Raw genomic sequence first — 18,911 nt, 5'->3', positions numbered from 1 at the left:
CGAGAGTACCGCGTGGATCCGCGGATCCGCAGTGTTCGACCGGGATGGGACAGCAACCGTGGCGGCCGGCTCGCGCGACGCGTGCGCCGGACGCGCCCCGGGCCTCCTGACCGACGCGAACGGGCCGCCTCACCATGGTGAGACGGCCCGTTGCGGTGTGCGCTCGGGAGGCGCGGGGTCAGTCCGTCAGGACCATCGCAGCACGTCGTGCACGGTTGCGGCGGAGGACCACGAGTGCTGTGGTCCCGGCGAGCAGGAGCAGGCCGGCCGCGATCGCCGGAGCGGTCAGGTCCGCACCCGTGTAGGCGAGGTCGCCACCGGCGCGCGGGTCGTCGTCGGTCCCGCCGACGCCGCCGATGCCGGCGTCGTCACCGGTTCCCGCACCGGGGCCGGGGGTGACCCCGCCACCGGTGCCCGGGGTCGGGTCGGCCGGGTCCGTCGGGTTCGTGGGGTCGGTCGGGTCCGTCGGATCGGTGGGGTCGACCGCCGCGGCGACCGGGATCGTCACGGCGAGGGTGACGGTCTGATCACCCGGCAGGGAGACCACGAGCGGTGCGTCGGTCGTGGCGACCGGCTCCGCCACGGCGGCGAGCGAAACGGACCCAGCGGTGCGGGCGGCAGCGCGTGCAGCCGGCGCCTCGATGTCGGGGACCGTGACGGTCAGGGTCGCGCGACCCTGCTCGTCGTTCGTGTCGATGATCGTCGGGTCGATGGCGGCCGACGCGAGCTCCTTGCCGTCCGCGCTGACCGAGACGGTGCCGGCCTTCGCGGGGTCCTCGCTGCTGAACACGAGCGACGACAGGTCGAGCTCGATCTCGTCGCCGGGCTGGAACCCGTCGGACGGGGTCGGCGTGACCGTGACCCCGACGGCGCGCTGGTCGGTCGGGGGCGTGACCGTCGGGTTGGCGAGGAAGTAGTCCACCTGGGCCTGCAGGTCGACCTGGCCCGAGTCGGCGATGTTCGTGCCGGTCGCGAAGGCGGCGAAGTTGTCACCACCGGTCGACAGGAACGAGTTGACGGTCACCTTGAGGGTGTCGGTCAGCGCGATCGGCTCGCCGTCGAGGGTCATCCCGGTGATGCGGTCGCCACGGCCCTTCGACGGGTCGTAGGTGTACGCGAAGCCGTCCGAGACGCCGAGCTTCAGGAACGGACGCGGCAGACCGTCCGGCTGCCACTGCTGCTCGAGGGCGTTCTTGATCTGCTGGCCCGTCATGTCCTCGGTGACCAGGGTGTTCGCGAACGGCTGGACGAGCGCGGCTTCCTTGTAGGTGACGGTGCCGTCCGGGTCGCCGGCGCCGCTCGACGCGGCGATCATGTCGGTGCGGAGTCCGCCGGGGTTCATGAAGGCGACCTGTGAGCCGTTGCGCTCGGTGGCGCTGCGCTGGACCTCGGCGATGTAGTTGCCCAGGACGGATTCGCCACCGCGGTTCTCGGTCGTGCGGTCGGACTGCACGGCGCGACGCAGGTCACCCGTGATCGTGCCGAGCTTCTTGCTGCCCTCGACGTCGGCGACGGCCTTCGCGGCGGTCACGATGTCGGCCACCGCGTTCACCGAGGTGGGGTCGGTCGGCACACGGGTCTCGCCGTTGACCGACTTGACCTCGCTCGTGATGCCGGTGAGCTGCTTGTCGGCGTCCACCGTGAGCTGCAGGTGCCCGAAGGCCACGCCGTAGGACCCGGCCTGGATCACCGGACGCTTCGTGCCGTCGGGGCCCGCGATCGAGTGGTTGTACGTCGCGTGGGTGTGCGCTGAGACGATGGCGGAGACCTTCGACGAGACACCCGAGGTGATCTCGCCGAACACACCAGAGCCGGTGGCGTCGGCGAGGACGTTCGTCGGTGCGCCCTCGTGGACGAGCAGGACGAGCACGTCGGCCTCGTCGTTGTCGTCCTTGCCGTCGGTGAGCTGCTCGGCGTACTTGTTGACCTGGCTGACGATCGGGGCCATCGCGAGGCCCTCGACACCGCCGGGGCTGACGAGCCCGGGGATGAGGTCCTCGGTGGTGGCGCCGATGAAGCCGATCTTCACGCCGCCCTTCTCCACGATGGAGTACGGCGTGAACGCGGGGTCCGTGGTGCCGGCCTTGACGATGTTCGCCGAGACGTAGGGCCACTCGGCGCGGTCCTCGATGCGGCCGGTCAGGTCGCTCTGGCCCTTGTCGAGCTCGTGGTTGCCGATCGCGCTGACGTCGAGGTCCATGGCGTTCAGGGCGTCGATCGTCGGGGTGTCCTGCTGGATGAGCGACGTGAAGGTCGAGGCCCCGACGTTGTCGCCGACGCTGGCGAAGATCGTGTTCGGGTTGGCCTCGCGGTACGACTGCACGACGCCGGCGAGCTTCGCGGCGCCCGCGGCCTTGTCGGCGGCGGTGCCCTCGGACTCGATGCGACCGTGGAAGTCGTTGACGTCGATGATGTCGATCGTCGTGTCGCCCTCGGCGGCGACGGCTGCGGACGGGACGGACAGTGCGACCAGGACCCCGGCGGTGGCGAGGGCCGCGCCGGCGCCGAGGCGCCGTCGGGTCGTCGCACCGGCGGATCCGGTGGTGTGGGAAGTGTTCATCGCCGTCGAACCTACGAAGACGCACAGGCGACTCGCCAGACCCAGTCGCAACTCGTCACACGACGTTCACATCCACCATGCCGAGCTTCAGCGGATCTCCCGCCAGGTCGTCTCGGCCGCGCTGCCGATCACGGCCTCGATGATGTCGGCGGAGCGGGCGCCGTCCGCGAAGGTCGGCAGTCCGTCTGGTGCCACCCCGGTGCGGGCCGCGGTGTAGGTGTCGGCGACGAAGGCCGCGAACGCGTCGAGGTACCCCTGCGGGTGTCCGGCCGGCACGATCGCCAGCCGGCGCTGGTCCGGGTACCCCTGCGAGGGGTCGCGCACGACGATCTGCGCGCCGCGCTCGTTGCCGAACCACGCGGACTCGGGCTGCTCCTGGTCGAACGCCGCGCTGCCGCGGGTGCCGTCGACCTCGAACCACAGGCGGTTCTTGCGGCCCGACGCGACCTGCGAGATCACGACGTTGCCGATGCGGCCCGTGGCGGTGCGGAAGGTCGCCACGGCGGTGTCCTCGGTGGTGACCTCGGCACGCTCCGCCGCGTCCGCCACCGGGTCCGGGTCGGGGGAGCCGGAGAACGACGGACCGGACGCCGCAGGCCGGGTGGGGTAGACGATGTCGGTCGCCGCGGACACCGAGGCGAAGCGCTCACCCGTGACGAACTCGACCAGGTCGCACCAGTGCGAGCCGATGTCGGCGAACGCGCGGGACAGCCCGCTCGAGGTCGGGTCGACCCGCCAGCTCGAGGCGTCCTCGTCGAGCATCCAGTCCTGCAGGTAGTGGCCGTGCACCGCGAGCAGCCGGCCGAGCTCCCCGTCGGCGATGCGCGCCCGGATCTCGCGGACCATCGGGTGGTAGCGGTACACGAACGGCACCGTGGCCACGACACCGGCGTCGGCAGCGGCGGCGACGAGCTCGGCGGCCTGGGCGGGGTCGATCGCCAGGGGCTTCTCGCACACGACGTTGATGCCGGCCGCGATCACCGCGAGCGCCTGCGGGTGGTGCTGGTCGTTCGGGGTGCAGATGTGCACGACGTCGGGGGCGTCGGCGATGACCTCGTCGAGCGAGGCATAGCCACGGGGCAGGTCGAGCTGCGAAGCCACCTGCTCGGAGCGGGTGGCGTTCCGGCCGAGGACACCCAGGACCTCGGCACCGGAGGCCCGGGCCGCCCGGGCGTGGACGCCGGCGATCATGCCCGTCCCGACCACGGCGACACGGAGGCGTCGCCCTTCGTACCCATTGCTCATGGTGCTCCCTCGCGCCGGAATGACACCACCGTAGCGGCCCGGTCATCCACCGGGGCCGATGAGTACCGTCTGCAGCATGTCGAGCCTCCAGACCAGCCTGCTCATCCTCGGAGCCAGCGGCGACCTGTCCAAGCGCCTGCTCCTGCCCGGCCTCGCGACCCTGCTCCAGGTGAAGGACGACTGGGACGTCCAGCTCGTCGGGGCCGGTGTCGAGGACCTGTCCGACGCCGACTGGAAGGCGCAGGTGCGCGAGTCCTTCGAGAACGCGCAGGCGTCGAAGAACGAGGAGGACGAGGGCGCTTCCGGCGACACGGCGCTGCCGGAGCGACTGCAGGCCGTGGTCGACGCCTCCACATACCGGAAGGCCGACGTCACCGACCCGGACGACCTGCGGGCACTGCTCGAAGTGTGCGACCACGACCCGGCGATCTACTTCGCGCTGCCGCCGGCCGTCACCGAGAAGAGCTGCGAGCAGCTCGCCCACCTCGACCTGCCCGCCCGCACCCGGCTGGCGCTCGAGAAGCCGTTCGGCACCGACGCCGACAGCGCCTCGAAGCTCAACGACCTGCTGCACTCGTTCATCCCCGAGGAACGGATCCACCGGGTCGACCACTTCCTCGGACGCTCCACCGTGCTCAACCTGCTCGGGCTGCGCTTCGCCAACCGCATCATCGAGCCCCTGCTGTCGTCGCAGCACGTCGAGCGCGTCGACATCGTCTACGACGAGACCCTCGGGCTCGAGGGTCGTGCGCGCTACTACGACAAGGCCGGCGCGCTCACCGACATGATCCAGAGCCACCTGCTGCAGGTGATGGCGGTCGTCGCGATGGAGGCCCCCGCCTCGATCAAGGCCGACGACCTGCGCACCCAGAAGGAGCTCGTGCTGCGGGCCGTCCGGCCCTGGGGTGGCGACGTCGTCACCGCGGGCAAGCGCGCCCGGTACACCGCCGGCACCGTCGGCGACCGCCAGCTGCCGTCGTACGTCGACGAGGACGGCGTGGACCCGTCGCTCGGCACCGAGACCCTCGCCCAGCTCACCCTGGAGATCGCGAACTGGCGCTGGGCCGGCGTCCCGTTCACCCTGCGCTCCGGCAAGGCGCTCGCCGCGCAGCGTCGCGAGATCGTCATCACGTTCAAGGACTCCCCGCACGTGCCCGAGGGACTCACCGGCACCGAACTGCCCGACCGGCTGCGCATCTGGATCGCCCCGGACGAGATGCAGCTCGAGCTCAACGTCAACGGCGCCGGCGACCCGTACACGATCGACCACACGAGCCTCGAAGTGACCTTCAACCCCGGGCGCCTGAGTGCCTACGGCGAGGTGCTGGCCGGCGTGCTCGAGGGTGACGCGACGCTGTCGGTCCGCGGCGACAGCGCCGTGCAGGGCTGGAAGGTCGTCGGGCCGTTCCTCGACGCGTGGAAGGCCGGCAAGGCGCCCCTCGACGAGTACGCAGCGGGATCGGTGGGCCCCGACGGCTGGGACAACATCGAGGCCTGAGCCCGACGGGCGGCGTAGCGTCGGGCGACGTGAACACCACCGACGACGTCCTGCAGACCGTTCCCGAACCCGCCGGCGCCGACATCCGTGTCGACGACGTCTCCTACGACCACGAGGGCACCGAACTGCTCGGTGTGCTCGCGAAGGACGCCGCGATCGCGGGCCGTCGTCCGGCCGTCCTCGTCGTGCACGACTGGCACGGCGTGAACGAGCACGTCGAAGCCCGGGTGACCATGCTCGCCCGACTGGGCTACGTCGCGTTCGGCGCGGACGTCTACGGTGCGGGCGTCCGCCCCGGGGACGACACCGCGGCCCAGGTCGCCGGCGGTTTCTACCAGGACCTGCCGCTGCTGCGGGCCCGCGCCACCGCCGGACTCGAGCGACTGCTCGCCGACCCGGACGTCGACCCCGCCCGCGTCGTCGTCATGGGGTACTGCTTCGGCGGCTCGACCGCACTCGAACTCGCACGGACCGGGGCCGACCTGGTCGGTGCCGTGTCGTTCCACGGCGGGCTCATCGCGCACGACCCCTCGGACGCCGCCGACATCCGGGCGAAGCTGCTCGTCCTCACCGGGGGCGCCGACCCCGTGGTGCCCGACGAGGCCGTGCACGCGTGGCAGGACGAGATGCGGGCTGCGCCGGACGTCGACTGGCAGGTCGTGACGTACTCGGGCGCGATGCACGCGTTCGCGGTGCCCGGCACCGACGCCCCGGACCACGGTGCGCAGTACCAGGAGCGCGCCGACCGCCGGTCGTGGCAGGCGCTGCGGGTGTTCCTGGCCGAGGTGTTCGACGAGGAGCCCGCGGCACGGTGACCGCGCGGCCGCCGGGGGCTGCTCGCGACACGCCGGGCACGGGGGCCGGAGCGCCTCGATTGGCGCCCGGGCCGCACCTGTTGTAGAGTCTTCCACGGCCGCAAGGCCACGCGCTCGTAGCTCAATGGATAGAGCATCTGACTACGGATCAGAAGGTTGGGGGTTCGAGTCCCTTCGAGCGCACAGTACGGAGAAGGGCCCCGGTGGACACCACCGGGGCCCTTCTCCGTTCCGGCCGGCGAGGGCCAGATCCCGGCGAGGGTCAGCCCGCGGCGTGGTGCGGGTAGTCGGCGGAGCGGCCCTGGAACGCCAGGATCGCCGGGTTGCGGATGTGTCCGTCCCCGATCTCGATCGCCCGGCGGATCGTCTCCGACCCGGCCCAGGCGTCGGCGCCCGACATCACGGTCCGCAGGAACGGCAGCAGCGCCTCGCTGATCTCCCAGGTCGACGAGTTCCAGAGCATCGACGGGCTGTGGTCGACCGCGTAGTAGTTGGTGGTGCCGCCGACGGTGGTCATCGGTTGTGCGAAGGACGTCGGGTGCGCCCAGCTGAACCCCATCCCCTCGTCGACGGAGACGTCGACGACGAGGCTCCCCGGACGGAAGGCCGCCAGGTCCTCGGTGCGCAGGAACACCAGGGGCGCGTTGGGGTCCTGGAGCGTGCAGTTCACGACGATGTCGTTCTCGGCCAGGTACGGCGCGAGCGGGACCGGCCCGTCCGGGGTGCTGACCACGCTGTCGAACGGCGGTGCGTCGGTCTGCCCGAAGTGCAGGATGTCGACGGAGGGGATGGGTGAACCGACGGCCGCGATGTCCCGGTTGGTCAGGACGCGGACGTCGTGGATGCCGTGTGCGTTCAGGGCGGTCACCGCACCGCGGGCCGTGGCACCGAACCCGATGACGACCGCGGTGAGCCGGCGCCCGTAGTCGCCCGTCGACCCGCAGAGCTGCAGTGCGTGGATCACCGAGCAGTAGCCGGCGAGTTCGTTGTTCTTGTGGAACACGTGCAGGCCGAAGCCACCGTCGTCACGCCAGTGGTTCATCGCCTCCCACGCGATCAGCGTCAGTCGTTTGTCGACGGCGAGCTGCGTGAGTTCCCGGTCCTGCACGCAGTGCGGCCACCCCCAGAGCACCTGACCGTCACGCAGGTCCGCCAGGTCGGACGTCAGGGGCTTGGGCAGCAGGACGACATCGGCCGTCGCGATCACCTCTTCGCGATCGGCCATCGCGCCGACGAGGGGCTCGAGATGCTCGTCGGGGACGCCGAAGCGTCGGCCGTACCCGCGTTCGAGCGTCATCGCCGCTCGCAGGTCGGGATCGATGCGCTCGAGGTGGGCCGGGTGGATCGGCAGGCGGCGCTCGTCGGCCTTCCGGGAGTCGGCGAGCACCCCGAGGTGGAGCAACTGGTGCGCTGGCGCTGTTTCGGTCATGGTGCACTGTACGGTGCAGGCCGACCACGGGTGCGCCGGACGGGACGACCGCTCAGGAACCGGGCGAGTACGGCCGGGCCGCGTCGATGATCTCCGGGGCACGCTCGATGCCGAACGACGTGAAGAGCGGCGACCACAGGGCCTTGAGCTGCGCGACGAGTTCGTCGTCGGTCAGCTGTGTCGAACCGTCCACCATGCCCAGTGTCGTGTTGAGGAGCAGCAGGACCGACGGCTGGACCTCGGCCGCGTCGACGTCAGCGGCCGCCACCCCGGCGCTGACGAGCTCGCCGCGCGTCATCTCGAACCAGTCGAAGCCGCGCGGCACCGGCACGCCGGCCTTGCCGAGTTCGTGCAGGAGCCGCACGGCGCCGCCCGCGACCGAACCCCTGCGGACGTCGATCCCGGTGGTCAGGAGGAACACCGTCAGGCGCTCGAGCCCGGGCTCGGCGGGCAGCGCGTCGAACAAATCACGCCAGCGCTGCTGCTGCAGCTCGATGACCGCCGTCGCCAGGTCCTTCTTCGACGGGAACAGGTGGTACCCGATCGCCGACTTCGGCTTGCCCATGGCCTCGGCCACGCGGGAGAACGTGGTCGCCTCGTAGCCGAAGGCCGCGAACTGTTGCCCTGCGGCGTCGATGATGGCTCGTCGAGACGCCTCCATGGCGAGCTGCCGCTGGTTCATCTGGCGCGGTGTCCTTCCTCGCCCGGGATCGAGCGGTCAGTGAACACCACATCCTAGGGCCGCTCACTCCTGCGGCCCGTCACCCCGTTCGGGTCAGGCGGCGCAGAACGTGTTCCACGCCACGTCGATCCCCTTCCGGTGCAGCGAGTCGAGTCCGACGTCGAGGTGCTTCCGCTCCGCGTCCACCAGGTGCGCGCACCGGTGGTCCTGGGCCACGGTCTGCAGCTGGCCGAGCGCGGTCACCAGGTCGGTGTCGATCGCGTCGAGCTGGGGCCGGATGGTCGCCAGGTCCGGTGCCGTCGTCGGTGCGGTCCACGGGTTGTGCGTCCAGTGGTTGATGAGGCCGCGCTGGACGACCTTGCTCGCGGCGATCTGTGCGCGGACCACCCGGGTCACCAGGACGGGGTCGACGCCCTGCTGCTCCGCCAGGGTCACCGCTTCGTCGACGACGGCCTGTTCGCGCACCGGGTCGGCGACCGGCTTGCCGCTCAGCCACTTCGACTCGGCCACCGGGTCGGCGAGCTCGAGTCGACGCAGGATGAGCGCGCCGAGGGTGTCGAGCTGCGCCGTCGACGCCGCGGGACCGGAACCGTCGTGGGAGATGGTCATCGTGGAACCCGTCGGTTCAGCCGAGGTGGACAGGGTGTCGGCGTTCGCCACCGACGTGGGCAGTGCGATGCCCGCTGCGAGCAGGCCGAGGGCGAGCGCGGTCGCGGCGCTCCGGCGGGCGTGCTGACGGGCGGAGGTCGAGGTGGTGGGGTGTGCGGTGTTCACGGGGTTTCCTTCCCGAACCGGCGCCGGAAGCGTCGGGTCAGATCGTCGATGATCGGTTTGATGACCTCGTCGTAGAACGGGTAGACGCCGAAGTGGTCGGCGCCCTCGTCGCAGTAGCAGTCCATCGAGATGGCCTCCTCGAAGTTCGAGAAGACGTAGGTGGCACGGTGCGGGAACACTGCGTGCGGTTCGTCGTCACGCGGGGTCGTGGTGGTCACGGCGGTGATCGATCCCGGTCGGCAGCCGTCAGCCGGCCAGGCGAGCCGCGGGGACGCCCGGGTCGCGCCCGGAGACCACCACGGCATCGATCTCGGTGGACCCGTTCCCCGACCCGACCGTGCGGTTCTGGATCTGGTTGAGCGCCCAGTTGCCCGGCAGGGGCTCGAGCTGGTTGCCCGCCCACGCCGGCGACATCCCGGCGACGAACGAGAAGTGCGCGAGTCCGGAACTGCTCACCGCGGTGCACGTGGCACGGGATCCGTAGACGCCCTGCTTGTACAGGTTCCCCCGGTCCCGCAGGCCGGCTGCGACGCCGCGGAAGTACGGCACCACGAGCGACTCGTCCTGCGCGGCGGTGGCGTCGAAGTCGGCGGCGAAGTAGATGGTGGTCTGCTTGGGGATCCCGAGTTCCCGAGCGGCGTCGTGGGCGCGGTGGGCGTCCTTGACACCCTGCTCCTCGGTGAACCACGAGGCGGCGAACCCGCCCTCCTCGAAGATCGGCCACAGCCCGAGCCCGGCGCTCGCCATCACGCGCAGCTCGTCGGGCGTCAGGGCCTTGTCGAGCGCCCCCGACCGCTGGTGGTTCGTCAGGTAGCGGCCGACGCCGGTGGCGCCGGATGCGCGGACGGCTGCAGCGCGCGCGTCGTCGAGGCGCACGGCGGTGTCGGCCCCGGTCGTGGCCCGGTCGGGGTCGCCCGTGCTCGCTGCCAGCGCCGCCCACGTGCCGGCGTCGAACGTCCCGGTCTGCTCGGCGGGCGGGAACGCCTGGAACTGCTGGAACGCCCGGACCACCGCGGCGTCCGCCGCCGAGTAGGCGCTGCTGAACACGACGCGCTCACCGTTCAGCACCAGGAGCGCCTTGACGAGCAGCACCCAGGCGCCGGTGGCCCCCACGCCGACGACGCTCGGTCCCGCGGCGCGGAGTGCAGCAGCCGTCCCCGGACCCCAGGCTCCGTCGACCGTGACGCCGACCGCGACCTGCACGGCGCGGATCGCTGCCGCGTACGTGCTCGTGTCGACGACCCCGCTCGTGCTGCCGTACGCACCGCCGACCGCCTCGGCGTACGTGCGGTTGAGGTACTGCTGGACGGTGCGGACCGATCGGGACCCGCCGGAGGCGAGCCGCACCGGGTCGACGGTCAGGAGTGCGCCGAACAGGTGGGCCGACAGCGGGAGCCCGCCGGGAGCTGCGCCCAGGTCGGACCGCAGGGCCTCGGCGGCCGCGACGGTGGCCGCGTCGAACTCGCCGGTGAGCGAGACGGTCGACGCGCCCTTGCAGATGAGTCCCGCCTGGACGAGCCGGCGCCAGGTCTCGGCGTCGTCGCCCGTCTCGGCGCCGACGTCCCCGTGCTGCTCGAGTTTCTGCCGTGTCGTCGGACCGAACGTCGCGACGACGGGGGAGATGCCGAGGAGCGACTGGGTTCCCTGCACGATCCCGAGCACGGTGCCGCTGCCGGTCAGTCCGTCCTCGTCCACCTGCACCCATCCGTGCACGTGCCCGAAGGTCTTGTTGAGCCAGCGCTGCACGGCCAGGACACCCGCGTCGGCCGAGCCGGAGGAGCCGGTCGACCCGGGGGAGCCGGCCGAGCCGGAGGGGGTCGCCGCGTCGGCCGGGGCCGCGAGCGTGGTCGTGACGAGCGGGACGGCGGCGGTGATGCCGATGAGCGCAGTTCGGCGCGAGATGTGCACGGGGGTGCCCCTTCAGTTGCCTCGAGCGTCCGCTGGCCACCGATCACGCTGTGCGATGCTGATGGCTGCGGCATGGTCCGAGCAACTTCGTCCCTCAACTTGGGACGGTCCTGCATTTCGACAGACGATCGACTGATGAAGCGCTCAGTCCGACACGACGGACGGGAGGCCCGTGGCGATTTCGCCACGGGCCTCCCGTTCGTTCCGCCCGTTCTGTCGGTGCGTCGACTACGCGACGGTCGCGCGCGCCTCGGCGAGCGACGGGTAGTCCGTGTAGCCCTCGGCGGTCGCGCCGTAGAAGAGCTCCGGACGCGGCTCGTTGAGCTCGGCGTCGTGCTCCCAGCGGTGCGCGAGGTCCGGGTTGGCGATCGCGGCGCGGCCCACGGCGACGGCGTCGGCGTGGTCGCCGTCGACGAGCGTGATGGCCTCGTCGCGGGTGGTGAGCGACGAGAAGCCGGAGTTCACGATGAACGGGGCACCGGTGGTCCGGCGGATGTGCTGCACCAGGTCGCCGGTCGGCTCGGCGTGCAGGACGTCGACGAAGGCGAGCCCGAGCGGCGCGAGGCCCTCGGCGACGGCCGTGTAGGTGGCGCGGACGTCGTCGGCGTCGTCCTCGATGACGCCCTGGATCCCGTGCTCGGGCGACAGGCGGATGCCGGTGCGCTCGGCGCCGATGGCCTCGGCGATGGCCGTGGTGACCTCGATCGCGAAGCGCGCGCGGTTCTCCGGGGAGCCGCCGTACTGGTCGGTGCGGGTGTTCGACACCGGCGACATGAACTCGTGCACCAGGTAGCCGTTGGCACCGTGGACCTCGACCCCGTCGAGCCCGGCGGCGATCGCGTTGCGGGCGGCCTGCACGAAGCCCTGCACGGCCTCCTGCACCTCGGCGGTGGTCAGCGCGTGCGGGACGGGCATGTCGGCCTTCGAGCCGTCGGCCAGGTGCGTCTGGCCGGGAGCGGCGACGGCGGACGGGCCGACGATGCGCGGCGTCTGCGAGATGTCGGTGTGCGAGACGCGGCCACCGTGCATGAGCTGCATCACGATCGTGCCGCCTGCGGCGTGCACGGCGTCGGTCACGCGGCGCCAGCCGGCGATCTGGTCGTCGGTCTCGATGCCGGGCTGGCCGGGGTAGGAACGGCCCTCCTGCACGGGCCAGGTGCCCTCGGTGATGATCATGCCGAGGCCGGCGCGCTGCCGGTAGTGCTCGACGAGCAGGTCGTTCGGGACGCCGTGCTCACCGGCGCGGGTGCGGGTGAGCGGGGCCATGACGACGCGGTTCGACAGGGACAGGGCACCGATGGTGGTGGGTTCGAAGAGCTTCACGTCAGGGGGAACGACGAGTTGTCCGATGCAATTCCGTCTCGGAGCAGTTCTTCAGGCAGCGCCGTCAGTCGCGCGGGCACACCAGCGTCGACGAGCGCACCTGACCCTCCGGCCGGATCACCTGGTGCTGGGAGAGGGGCTTGCCGCACAGGGGGCAGCCCCGGTCGATCGTCCGGTCGTCGATGCCCTCGGGGCGGCCGGCGCCGATCTGCGAGGGGCCCATCTTGTCGATGAGCGTCGTGTTCCATCGTTCGTACCACTGGCCGAAGCGTCCCACGGTGCATCCTTTCGTTCGTGCACGAACCATTATGGCACTGATGGTCGCGGATCACACCTGGTCGACGCGTTCCAGCAGCTCGGTCAGTTCGTCCTTCAGTGACTCCAGGCGAGCGAGTGGCCACCCGAGCCGGTCGGCGACGGCCAGCGGCACCGCCTGGGCGCGGTCGCGCAGGGCGTGTCCGGCGGTGGTCAGCGAGACCTCGAGCTGGCGTTCGTCGGCGGCACTGCGCGTGCGGCGGACGTAGCCGGAGGCCTCCAGTCGCTTGAGCAGTGGGCTCAGCGTCGCGGAGTCGAGTCGCAGCTCGCCGGCGATCTCGCGCACCGACCGCGGGTCCCGTTCCCACAGGGCGAGCATCACGAGGTACTGCGGGTGGGTCAGGCCCATCGGTTCGAGCAGGTCGCGGTACAGCCCGATGACGCTGCGGCTCGTCGCCGCCAACGCGAAGCAGAGCTGCCGGTCGAGCGCGAGCGGGTCCGGTGCGGTCTGGGTCATGCGCCCAGGGTACTTCGTTCGTGCACGAAGTGGTCTGAGGCGCGGTGGTGGCGCGTCCATGCAGGGACAGGTATCGACAGAACACCAGTCGATCGACGCGTGTTCTGTCGCGCGTTGCGGACGCATCAGGTGCGGACGCATGCGTCGGGGCGGTGGGCGCAACGGCCTGGAGGTCCGGTGCCGGTCTCGTGGACCGGCACCGGGCCTCCAGGGTGGTTGCGCTGGTGCGTCGACTACGCGCGGTGCGCGGGCGGGTGCCCCGAGTCGTGCGTCGTCGCGTCCGGCTCCACGGGGAGTGCGTGGGTGCCGGTGTGCGTGCCCTCGTGCCCGGCGACCGGGTGGGAGCGCTCGAGCTTCGCGCCCTCCACGTCGACGTCCGGCACGATGCGGTCGAGCCACTTCGGGAACCACCAGGCGCTCTTGCCGAGCAGGTGCATCGCCGACGGGATGAGCAGCATGCGGACGACGAAGGCGTCGATCAGCACACCGAACGCCAGCCCGAAGCCGATCGGCTTGATGGTGGACGAGTCCGAGAAGATGAAGCCCGCGAACACCGAGATCATGATGATCGCCGCTGCCGTGACCACCGCGCGACCCGCGTGCAGACCGCGCTGGACGGCCACCTTCGCGCTCGCGCCGTGGGCGTAGGCCTCACGCATGCCGGACACCAGGAACAGCTGGTAGTCCATCGCCAGACCGAACAGGATGCCGATCTCGATGATGGGCAGGAAGCTCAGGATCGGTGCCGGGTCGTGCACACCGAAGACCGAGCCGAGCCAGCCGAACTGGTAGATCGCGGTCAGACCACCGAACGACGCCAGCACGGACAGGATGAACCCGGCGGTGGCGGTGATCGGCACGAGGAACGACCGGAACACGATGATCAGGATGATCAGCGACAGTCCGACGACCACCACGAGGTAGAGCGGCAGCACGTTCGACAGCTTCTCGGACACGTCGATGTTCGCCGACGCGTTGCCTGCGACGCCGAGCGTGACCTTGCCGTCGTCGGTGGAGACGGTCTGCTCGCGCAGGTCCTTCACGACGTTCTCGGTCGAGACGCTGTCCGGGCCACCCGAGGGCTTCACCTGGAACGCGACGATGTCACGGTCCTTCGATGCACCGATGGGCAGCACGGCCTCGACGTCGTCGTTCTTCGCGATCGCCTGGCCGATGGTGACCTCGGTCGCGGTGACGTCGCTCTTGCCGATCGACTCCGGCAGGGTCGCCACGACGAGCAGCGGGCCGTTCTGGCCGGCGCCGAACTCCTTCTCGAGCGTCTTGTAGGCCTTGTACTGGCTGGAATCGACGGCCTCGGACGATCCGCTCGGCAGGCCGAGGCGCATCTGGGTCGCCGGCAACGCGATGGTGCCGAGCACCGCGACGCCGAGGACGAGCGTGATGACCGCGCGCCAGCTCGACATGGGCTTGTTCGGGATCCGCGTGGAGTCGGTGTTGCCGATCTTCGCGCGCTCCTTCTTCCGCAGGATCCGCATGCCGATCAGCGACAGCAGGGCCGGCGTGAAGGACGTCGCGATGAGGATCGCGAAGAGCACCGCGACCGCACCGACCGTGCCCATCAGGCCGAGGAACGGGATGCCGGTGATGTTCAGGGCGAGCAGCGCGACGATGACGGTCGCACCGGCGAACACCACGGCGTTGCCCGAGGTGCCGTTCGCGAGCCCGATCGACTCGTGCACCTGCATGCCCTGCTTCAGCTGGGTCCGGTGCCGGTTCAGGATGAACAGCGAGTAGTCGATGCCGACCGCCAGGCCCAGCATCACCCCCAGCACCGGCGTGACCGAGATGAACTCGACCACGCTCGAGAACGACAGGGCGGTGAGCGAGGCGACGCCCACGCCCAGGACGGCACTGACGAGCGGGACCGCGGCGCCGATGACCGTGCGGAGCATCAGGAGCAGCACGATCGCGGCGATGATGACACCGCCGATCTCACCCGGTCCGAGGATCGACGGCACACCCTGCGCGATGTCGTTCGAGACGTACACGTTGACGCCCCGGATGTCGGCCGATTCGGCGTCGTCCGCGATGGCGGTCTTGGTGTCGGCGGGGACCTCGTAGGTCGACGTCGTGAACTGGACGGTGCCGATCGCGGCGCTGCCGTTGTCCGACACGAAGCGGATGTCCTTCGACAGGTCGAGCAGGTCCGAGCCCTGTTCGAGCTCCCGCTCGTTGTCGTCGAGCTTCTGCTTGTTCGTGTCGATCTTCTTCTGGGCGTCGGCGATCTGCTGCTCGCCGGCGTCGATCTGGGCCTGCTGGGCGTCGATCTGCGCCTGGGCCTGCTGGAGCTGGGCCGCTGCGGCCTGCGCCTGCGCGGCGGGGACGGCTGCGCCCCCGGCTGCCTGCGCCTGGGCCTTCTGCGCGTCGAGCTGTGCCTGCGCGTCCGCGATCTTCTGCTTGCCGGACTCCAGCTGCGCCTTCTGCGCGTCGAGCTGGTCCTGGCCGGTCTCGATCTTCGCGCGGCCGGACTCGATTTGGTCGCGACCGTCGACGATCTTCTGCCGCTGGTCGTCGAGCCGGTCCTGCGTCGCGAAGCCGCTCGTTGTGCCCTTTACGCCGTCGAGCTTCTCGAGGCTGGTCAGGAAGTCGTCGATCTCGGACTGCTGCGAGGACGAGAACGCCTTGCCGTCCTTCGTCTCGAAGACGATCGTGCCGTTGCCGCCGTTCGCCGACGGGAACTTGTCGGCGAGCTGGTCCTGCACCTGACTGGTCTTGGTGTTCGGGATGGTGATCGACGACGAGATCGTCCCGGCGAAGAGCGTGTACGTGACGCCCGCGACGGCCATGATCACGACCCAGGTGATGATCACGAGCCAGTGGCGTCGTGCGGAGAACCGTCCGAGACGGTAGAGGAGACCGGCCATGCGGAGTGCCTGCGGTCCTTTCGTTGTCAGGTGCTGGTGGTGCGGGGTGCGCCGGTGGACCCCTGGGGGACGAGGAGGTGGGGTGGTGTCAGTCGTCGGCCATGTAGCCGCTGCGGACGCTGTGCACGAGTCGGGCGAGCAGGTCGTCCCACGCGTCGAGGGCGGGCTGGTCGAGGTCGGGGCCGGACGTCGCCAGCCAGTGCTCCGCGATGACGACGATGCCGCTCATGAGGCCTTCGACGAGCAGCGCTGCGTCGAGGGGGTCGGCGGCCGGGTAGCGACGGGCGACCTCGTGCCGGAGCCGTTCGGTCACGCGTGAGAACGCCGTCTGGGTCAGGACCGCGGCCTTCGGGTCGTCCTTGCCGGGGTCGCCGAGGATCCGGTACATGCCGGCGATCGCCGGGGCCAGGTCGGCGCCGCGGGCCGCGGACTCGAGCTCGTCGAACATCGACGCCCGGCTGCCGTCGCCCACCGGCGTCCGGGCCATGTCGGCGAGGAACCGGTCGATGATGACGGAGAGCTCCTGCTCGCAGACGGCCAACAGGACCTCGTCGAGCGAGGCGAAGTGGTTGAACACGGTGCGCCGGGCGATGTCGGCCCGGGCGGCGAGGTCGTCCACGCTGAAGTCGCGTCCGCCGCGCTCGTCGATCAGGTCGCGGGCGGCCTGCAGGATCGCCGCGCGGTGCTTCGCCTTGAGGGCGGCACGGCGGTCGGTCACGATGGTCACGAGAGGGAACACTAGGTGCATCGATGCACTCGGTGCAATGAGGCTCGGTGCTTCCCCAGGTTCGTCCCCCGGCGTGAACGTCTGTGCTGCACCGGTGTTCAGGCGGAGGCGTCCGGTGCCAGACTGGACCGACGAACCACCGTCGTACGAAGGAGTACCCGATGCCCGTCCGCCTGTCCCCGGAGACCCTCGACGAGATCGCCGCGAGCGGTGTCGCCGTCCCCACCTACGACCGCGCCGGGATCACCGCCGGCATCGTCCACTTCGGCGTCGGCGGGTTCCACCGCGCGCACCAGGCGATGGTGATCGACCGGCTCCTGCAGCAGGGCGAGGCCCGCGAGTACGGCATCTGCGGCGTCGGCGTGCTCGAGCAGGACCGCCGGATGGCGACCGCCATGGCCGAGCAGGGCGGCCTGTACACGCTCGTCCTCAAGCACCCGGACGGCACCCGCGAGTCCCGCGTCGTCGGCAGCATCGTCGAGTACCTGCTCGCCGTCGACGACCCCGACGCCGTCGTCGAGAAGATGGCGCACCCGGACACGAAGATCGTCAGCCTGACCATCACCGAGGGCGGCTACAACTTCGACCACGTCACGGGCGAGTTCGTCGCCGACGAGCCGGGTGTCGCCGCCGACCTGCGCGGCGACGGCCCGCCCCGCACGGTCTTCGGCCTGGTGGTCGAGGCTCTGCGCCGCCGACGGGACCGCGGGCTGGAACCCTTCACCGTGATGTCCTGCGACAACATCCAGGGCAACGGGCACGTCGCCCGGTCGATGTTCACCGCCTACGCCCGGCTGCAGGACCCGGCCTTCGCGGACTGGATGGACGAGCACGTGGCGTTCCCGAACTCGATGGTCGACCGCATCACCCCGGTCACGGCCGACGAGGACCGCGCCTGGGTCCGCGACGAGCTCGGCATCGACGACGCCTGGCCCGTCGTCGCCGAACCGTTCTTCCAGTGGGTGCTCGAGGACGACCACCCCGCCGGCCGGCCGCCCTACCAGGACGCCGACGTGCAGATCGTCGAGGACGTCGAGCCGTACGAACTCATGAAGCTCCGTCTCCTCAACGCCAGCCACCAGGGGCTCTGCTACTTCGGGTACCTGTCCGGCTACCGCTACGCGCACGAGGCCACACAGGACCCGGCGATCGCGACCTTCCTGCGCCGCTACATGGACGAAGAGGGCGCACCGACGCTGCACCCGGTGCCCGGCATCGACCTCGATGAGTACGAGTCGACCCTGATCGAGCGCTTCCAGAACCCCGAGGTGCGCGACACCCTCGCCCGGCTCTGCGCCGAGTCGAGCGACCGGATCCCGAAGTGGCTGCTCCCCGTCGTGCGCGAGAACCTGGCCGCCGGTCGGCCCGTCACGCTGTCCGCCGGCATCGTCGCGTCCTGGGCCCGCTACGACGAGGGCACCGACGAGTCCGGCGAGCCCATCGAGATCGTCGACCGGCTCGCCGAGCCCCTGCACCGCATCGCCCTGACCCAGCGCGAGGACCGCCTCGCCTTCATCGCGAACCGCCAGGTCTTCGGCGACCTGGTCGACGACGAACGGTTCGTCGCCGCCTACCGCGACGCCCTGGACGGGCTCATCGCGGACGGCGCGCACGCCACCGTCACGCGCCTGTCGCGGTCCTGAGACGCGACCGACGAACGGACGGGAGGCCCGTGGCGGCGCCGCCACGGGCCTCCCGTCCGCCTGCTGGCGGCTGCCGTCAGACGCTCACCGCGCGACGTCGTCCCACGGCACCGGGGTGGTCTCGCCCGTCTCCCAGTCGCGACGCAGCACGCCGTAACCGACCGACCCGACGGCCGGGCCGCCGTCGACGGGCCACGCCTCGCGGTAGTGGGCCTCCTGCACCCAGCCGGCACGGACGAAGACCCGGCGCATGGCGGTGTTGTCCTCGCGGGTCTGGCCCTCGAAGCGCGTGATCGCCGGCATCGTCGTGAACACGTGGTCGGTCACCGCACGCAGGGTGGGGACCCCGAGGCCGCGGCCCCGGAACCGACCGGCCAGGCGCAGGTCGAACAGGGGGACGGGGTCGGCGAGGTCCTCGAGGCGGACCAGCCCGATGCGTCCGAGGCCGTCGTGGTCGAGCCAGGACGTGTCGTGCTCCTCGTCGCGGTAGGCGCCGGAGTCGACGGCGCTCGCCGCGTCGGCCGCGCTGATGCGCCGTCGGACGTGGAACGGGAACTCCTCGGACGTCAGGAACGCGAGCAGCTCCGGGCGGTCGGCGCCGGTGGGGTCCAGGCGGGTGAGTCGGACGGCGGGAGCTGGCATGCCGCTCA

16 protein-coding genes and 1 tRNA gene are annotated in these 18,911 nt (G+C 70.9%); 4 read left to right on the top strand and 13 right to left on the bottom strand.

All coding sequences use genetic code 11. The annotated features are described in order from the left end of the window. Positions 1-178 precede the first annotated feature (178 nt). Together BOSE127_RS01280 and BOSE127_RS01275 are read right to left on the bottom strand one after the other, a co-directional pair. Positions 179-2,560, bottom strand: a complete 2,382-nt coding sequence (locus tag BOSE127_RS01280) for a bifunctional metallophosphatase/5'-nucleotidase (protein ID WP_159556022.1) — start codon at positions 2,558-2,560, stop codon at positions 179-181. Positions 2,561-2,647: 87 nt separating this feature from the next. Beyond that, positions 2,648-3,805, bottom strand: coding sequence for a Gfo/Idh/MocA family protein (locus BOSE127_RS01275; protein WP_042540607.1), 1,158 nt, complete (start codon positions 3,803-3,805; stop codon positions 2,648-2,650). 76 nt (positions 3,806-3,881) lie between these two features. On the opposite strand from BOSE127_RS01275, the gene BOSE127_RS01270 reads away from it, so the two are divergent. The 3 genes from BOSE127_RS01270 to BOSE127_RS01260 all read left to right on the top strand — a co-directional run bounded on the left by BOSE127_RS01270 (position 3,882) and on the right by BOSE127_RS01260 (position 6,301). Continuing rightward, positions 3,882-5,303 (top strand): glucose-6-phosphate dehydrogenase, encoded by a 1,422-nt coding sequence (locus BOSE127_RS01270; protein WP_017888348.1) that lies wholly within the window; start codon positions 3,882-3,884, stop codon positions 5,301-5,303. A gap of 29 nt (positions 5,304-5,332) precedes the next feature. Continuing rightward, entirely contained in the window at positions 5,333-6,118 is a 786-nt protein-coding gene (locus BOSE127_RS01265; RefSeq protein WP_042540609.1) for a dienelactone hydrolase family protein, read from the top strand. 110 nt (positions 6,119-6,228) lie between these two features. Further along, positions 6,229-6,301: transfer RNA gene (locus tag BOSE127_RS01260), tRNA-Arg, on the top strand. Positions 6,302-6,380: 79 nt separating this feature from the next. Here BOSE127_RS01260 and BOSE127_RS01255 read toward each other — a convergent pair. From BOSE127_RS01255 to BOSE127_RS01210, 10 genes are all read right to left on the bottom strand, one after another. Beyond that, the gene (locus BOSE127_RS01255) at positions 6,381-7,547 is read right to left on the bottom strand and encodes a N(5)-(carboxyethyl)ornithine synthase (RefSeq protein WP_159556021.1); all 1,167 of its coding nucleotides are present in this window, start codon (positions 7,545-7,547) and stop codon (positions 6,381-6,383) included. 52 nt (positions 7,548-7,599) lie between these two features. Further along, complete coding sequence (locus BOSE127_RS01250) at positions 7,600-8,229, bottom strand: TetR/AcrR family transcriptional regulator (protein ID WP_159556020.1); 630 nt, start codon at positions 8,227-8,229, stop codon at positions 7,600-7,602. A 93-nt stretch (positions 8,230-8,322) separates the two neighbouring features. Then, a complete protein-coding gene (gene aroQ, locus BOSE127_RS01245; protein WP_236559474.1) occupies positions 8,323-9,003 on the bottom strand; it encodes a gamma subclass chorismate mutase AroQ in 681 nt (226 codons plus the stop codon). Further along, positions 9,000-9,221 carry a hypothetical protein gene (locus BOSE127_RS01240; protein WP_017888353.1) on the bottom strand — a complete coding sequence of 74 codons (222 nt, stop codon included), beginning with the start codon at positions 9,219-9,221 and terminating at the stop codon, positions 9,000-9,002. The genes aroQ and BOSE127_RS01240 overlap by 4 nt, the downstream gene beginning before the upstream one ends. A 28-nt stretch (positions 9,222-9,249) precedes the next feature. Continuing rightward, the gene (locus BOSE127_RS01235) at positions 9,250-10,911 is read right to left on the bottom strand and encodes a glycoside hydrolase domain-containing protein (protein WP_159556019.1); all 1,662 of its coding nucleotides are present in this window, start codon (positions 10,909-10,911) and stop codon (positions 9,250-9,252) included. Between the two features lie 228 nt (positions 10,912-11,139). After that, positions 11,140-12,234: an alkene reductase gene (locus BOSE127_RS01230; RefSeq protein WP_056070304.1), complete on the bottom strand. Its 1,095-nt coding sequence runs from the start codon at positions 12,232-12,234 to the stop codon at positions 11,140-11,142. Between the two features lie 64 nt (positions 12,235-12,298). Beyond that, positions 12,299-12,511, bottom strand: a complete 213-nt coding sequence (locus BOSE127_RS01225) for a hypothetical protein (RefSeq protein ID WP_017888356.1) — start codon at positions 12,509-12,511, stop codon at positions 12,299-12,301. Between the two features lie 51 nt (positions 12,512-12,562). Next, positions 12,563-13,006 (bottom strand): MarR family winged helix-turn-helix transcriptional regulator, encoded by a 444-nt coding sequence (locus BOSE127_RS01220; RefSeq protein ID WP_017888357.1) that lies wholly within the window; start codon positions 13,004-13,006, stop codon positions 12,563-12,565. A gap of 233 nt (positions 13,007-13,239) precedes the next feature. Further along, positions 13,240-15,891, bottom strand: a complete 2,652-nt coding sequence (locus BOSE127_RS01215) for an MMPL family transporter (protein ID WP_159556018.1) — start codon at positions 15,889-15,891, stop codon at positions 13,240-13,242. A gap of 88 nt (positions 15,892-15,979) precedes the next feature. Then, positions 15,980-16,618, bottom strand: coding sequence for a TetR/AcrR family transcriptional regulator (locus BOSE127_RS01210; RefSeq protein ID WP_017888359.1), 639 nt, complete (start codon positions 16,616-16,618; stop codon positions 15,980-15,982). A gap of 161 nt (positions 16,619-16,779) precedes the next feature. On the opposite strand from BOSE127_RS01210, the gene BOSE127_RS01205 reads away from it, so the two are divergent. Next, positions 16,780-18,261, top strand: coding sequence for a mannitol dehydrogenase family protein (locus BOSE127_RS01205; RefSeq protein ID WP_159556017.1), 1,482 nt, complete (start codon positions 16,780-16,782; stop codon positions 18,259-18,261). Positions 18,262-18,345: 84 nt separating this feature from the next. Here BOSE127_RS01205 and BOSE127_RS01200 read toward each other — a convergent pair whose 3' ends face one another. Continuing rightward, positions 18,346-18,903: a GNAT family N-acetyltransferase gene (locus tag BOSE127_RS01200; protein WP_159556016.1), complete on the bottom strand. Its 558-nt coding sequence runs from the start codon at positions 18,901-18,903 to the stop codon at positions 18,346-18,348. Between the last annotated feature and the right edge of the window lie 8 nt (positions 18,904-18,911).

The organism is Curtobacterium sp. 8I-2 (genome assembly GCF_902506155.1).
Classification (GTDB): domain Bacteria; phylum Actinomycetota; class Actinomycetes; order Actinomycetales; family Microbacteriaceae; genus Curtobacterium; species Curtobacterium poinsettiae.
Note: the sequence above shows the minus strand (reverse complement) of the source record. Positions and strands in the feature narration are given on the sequence as shown.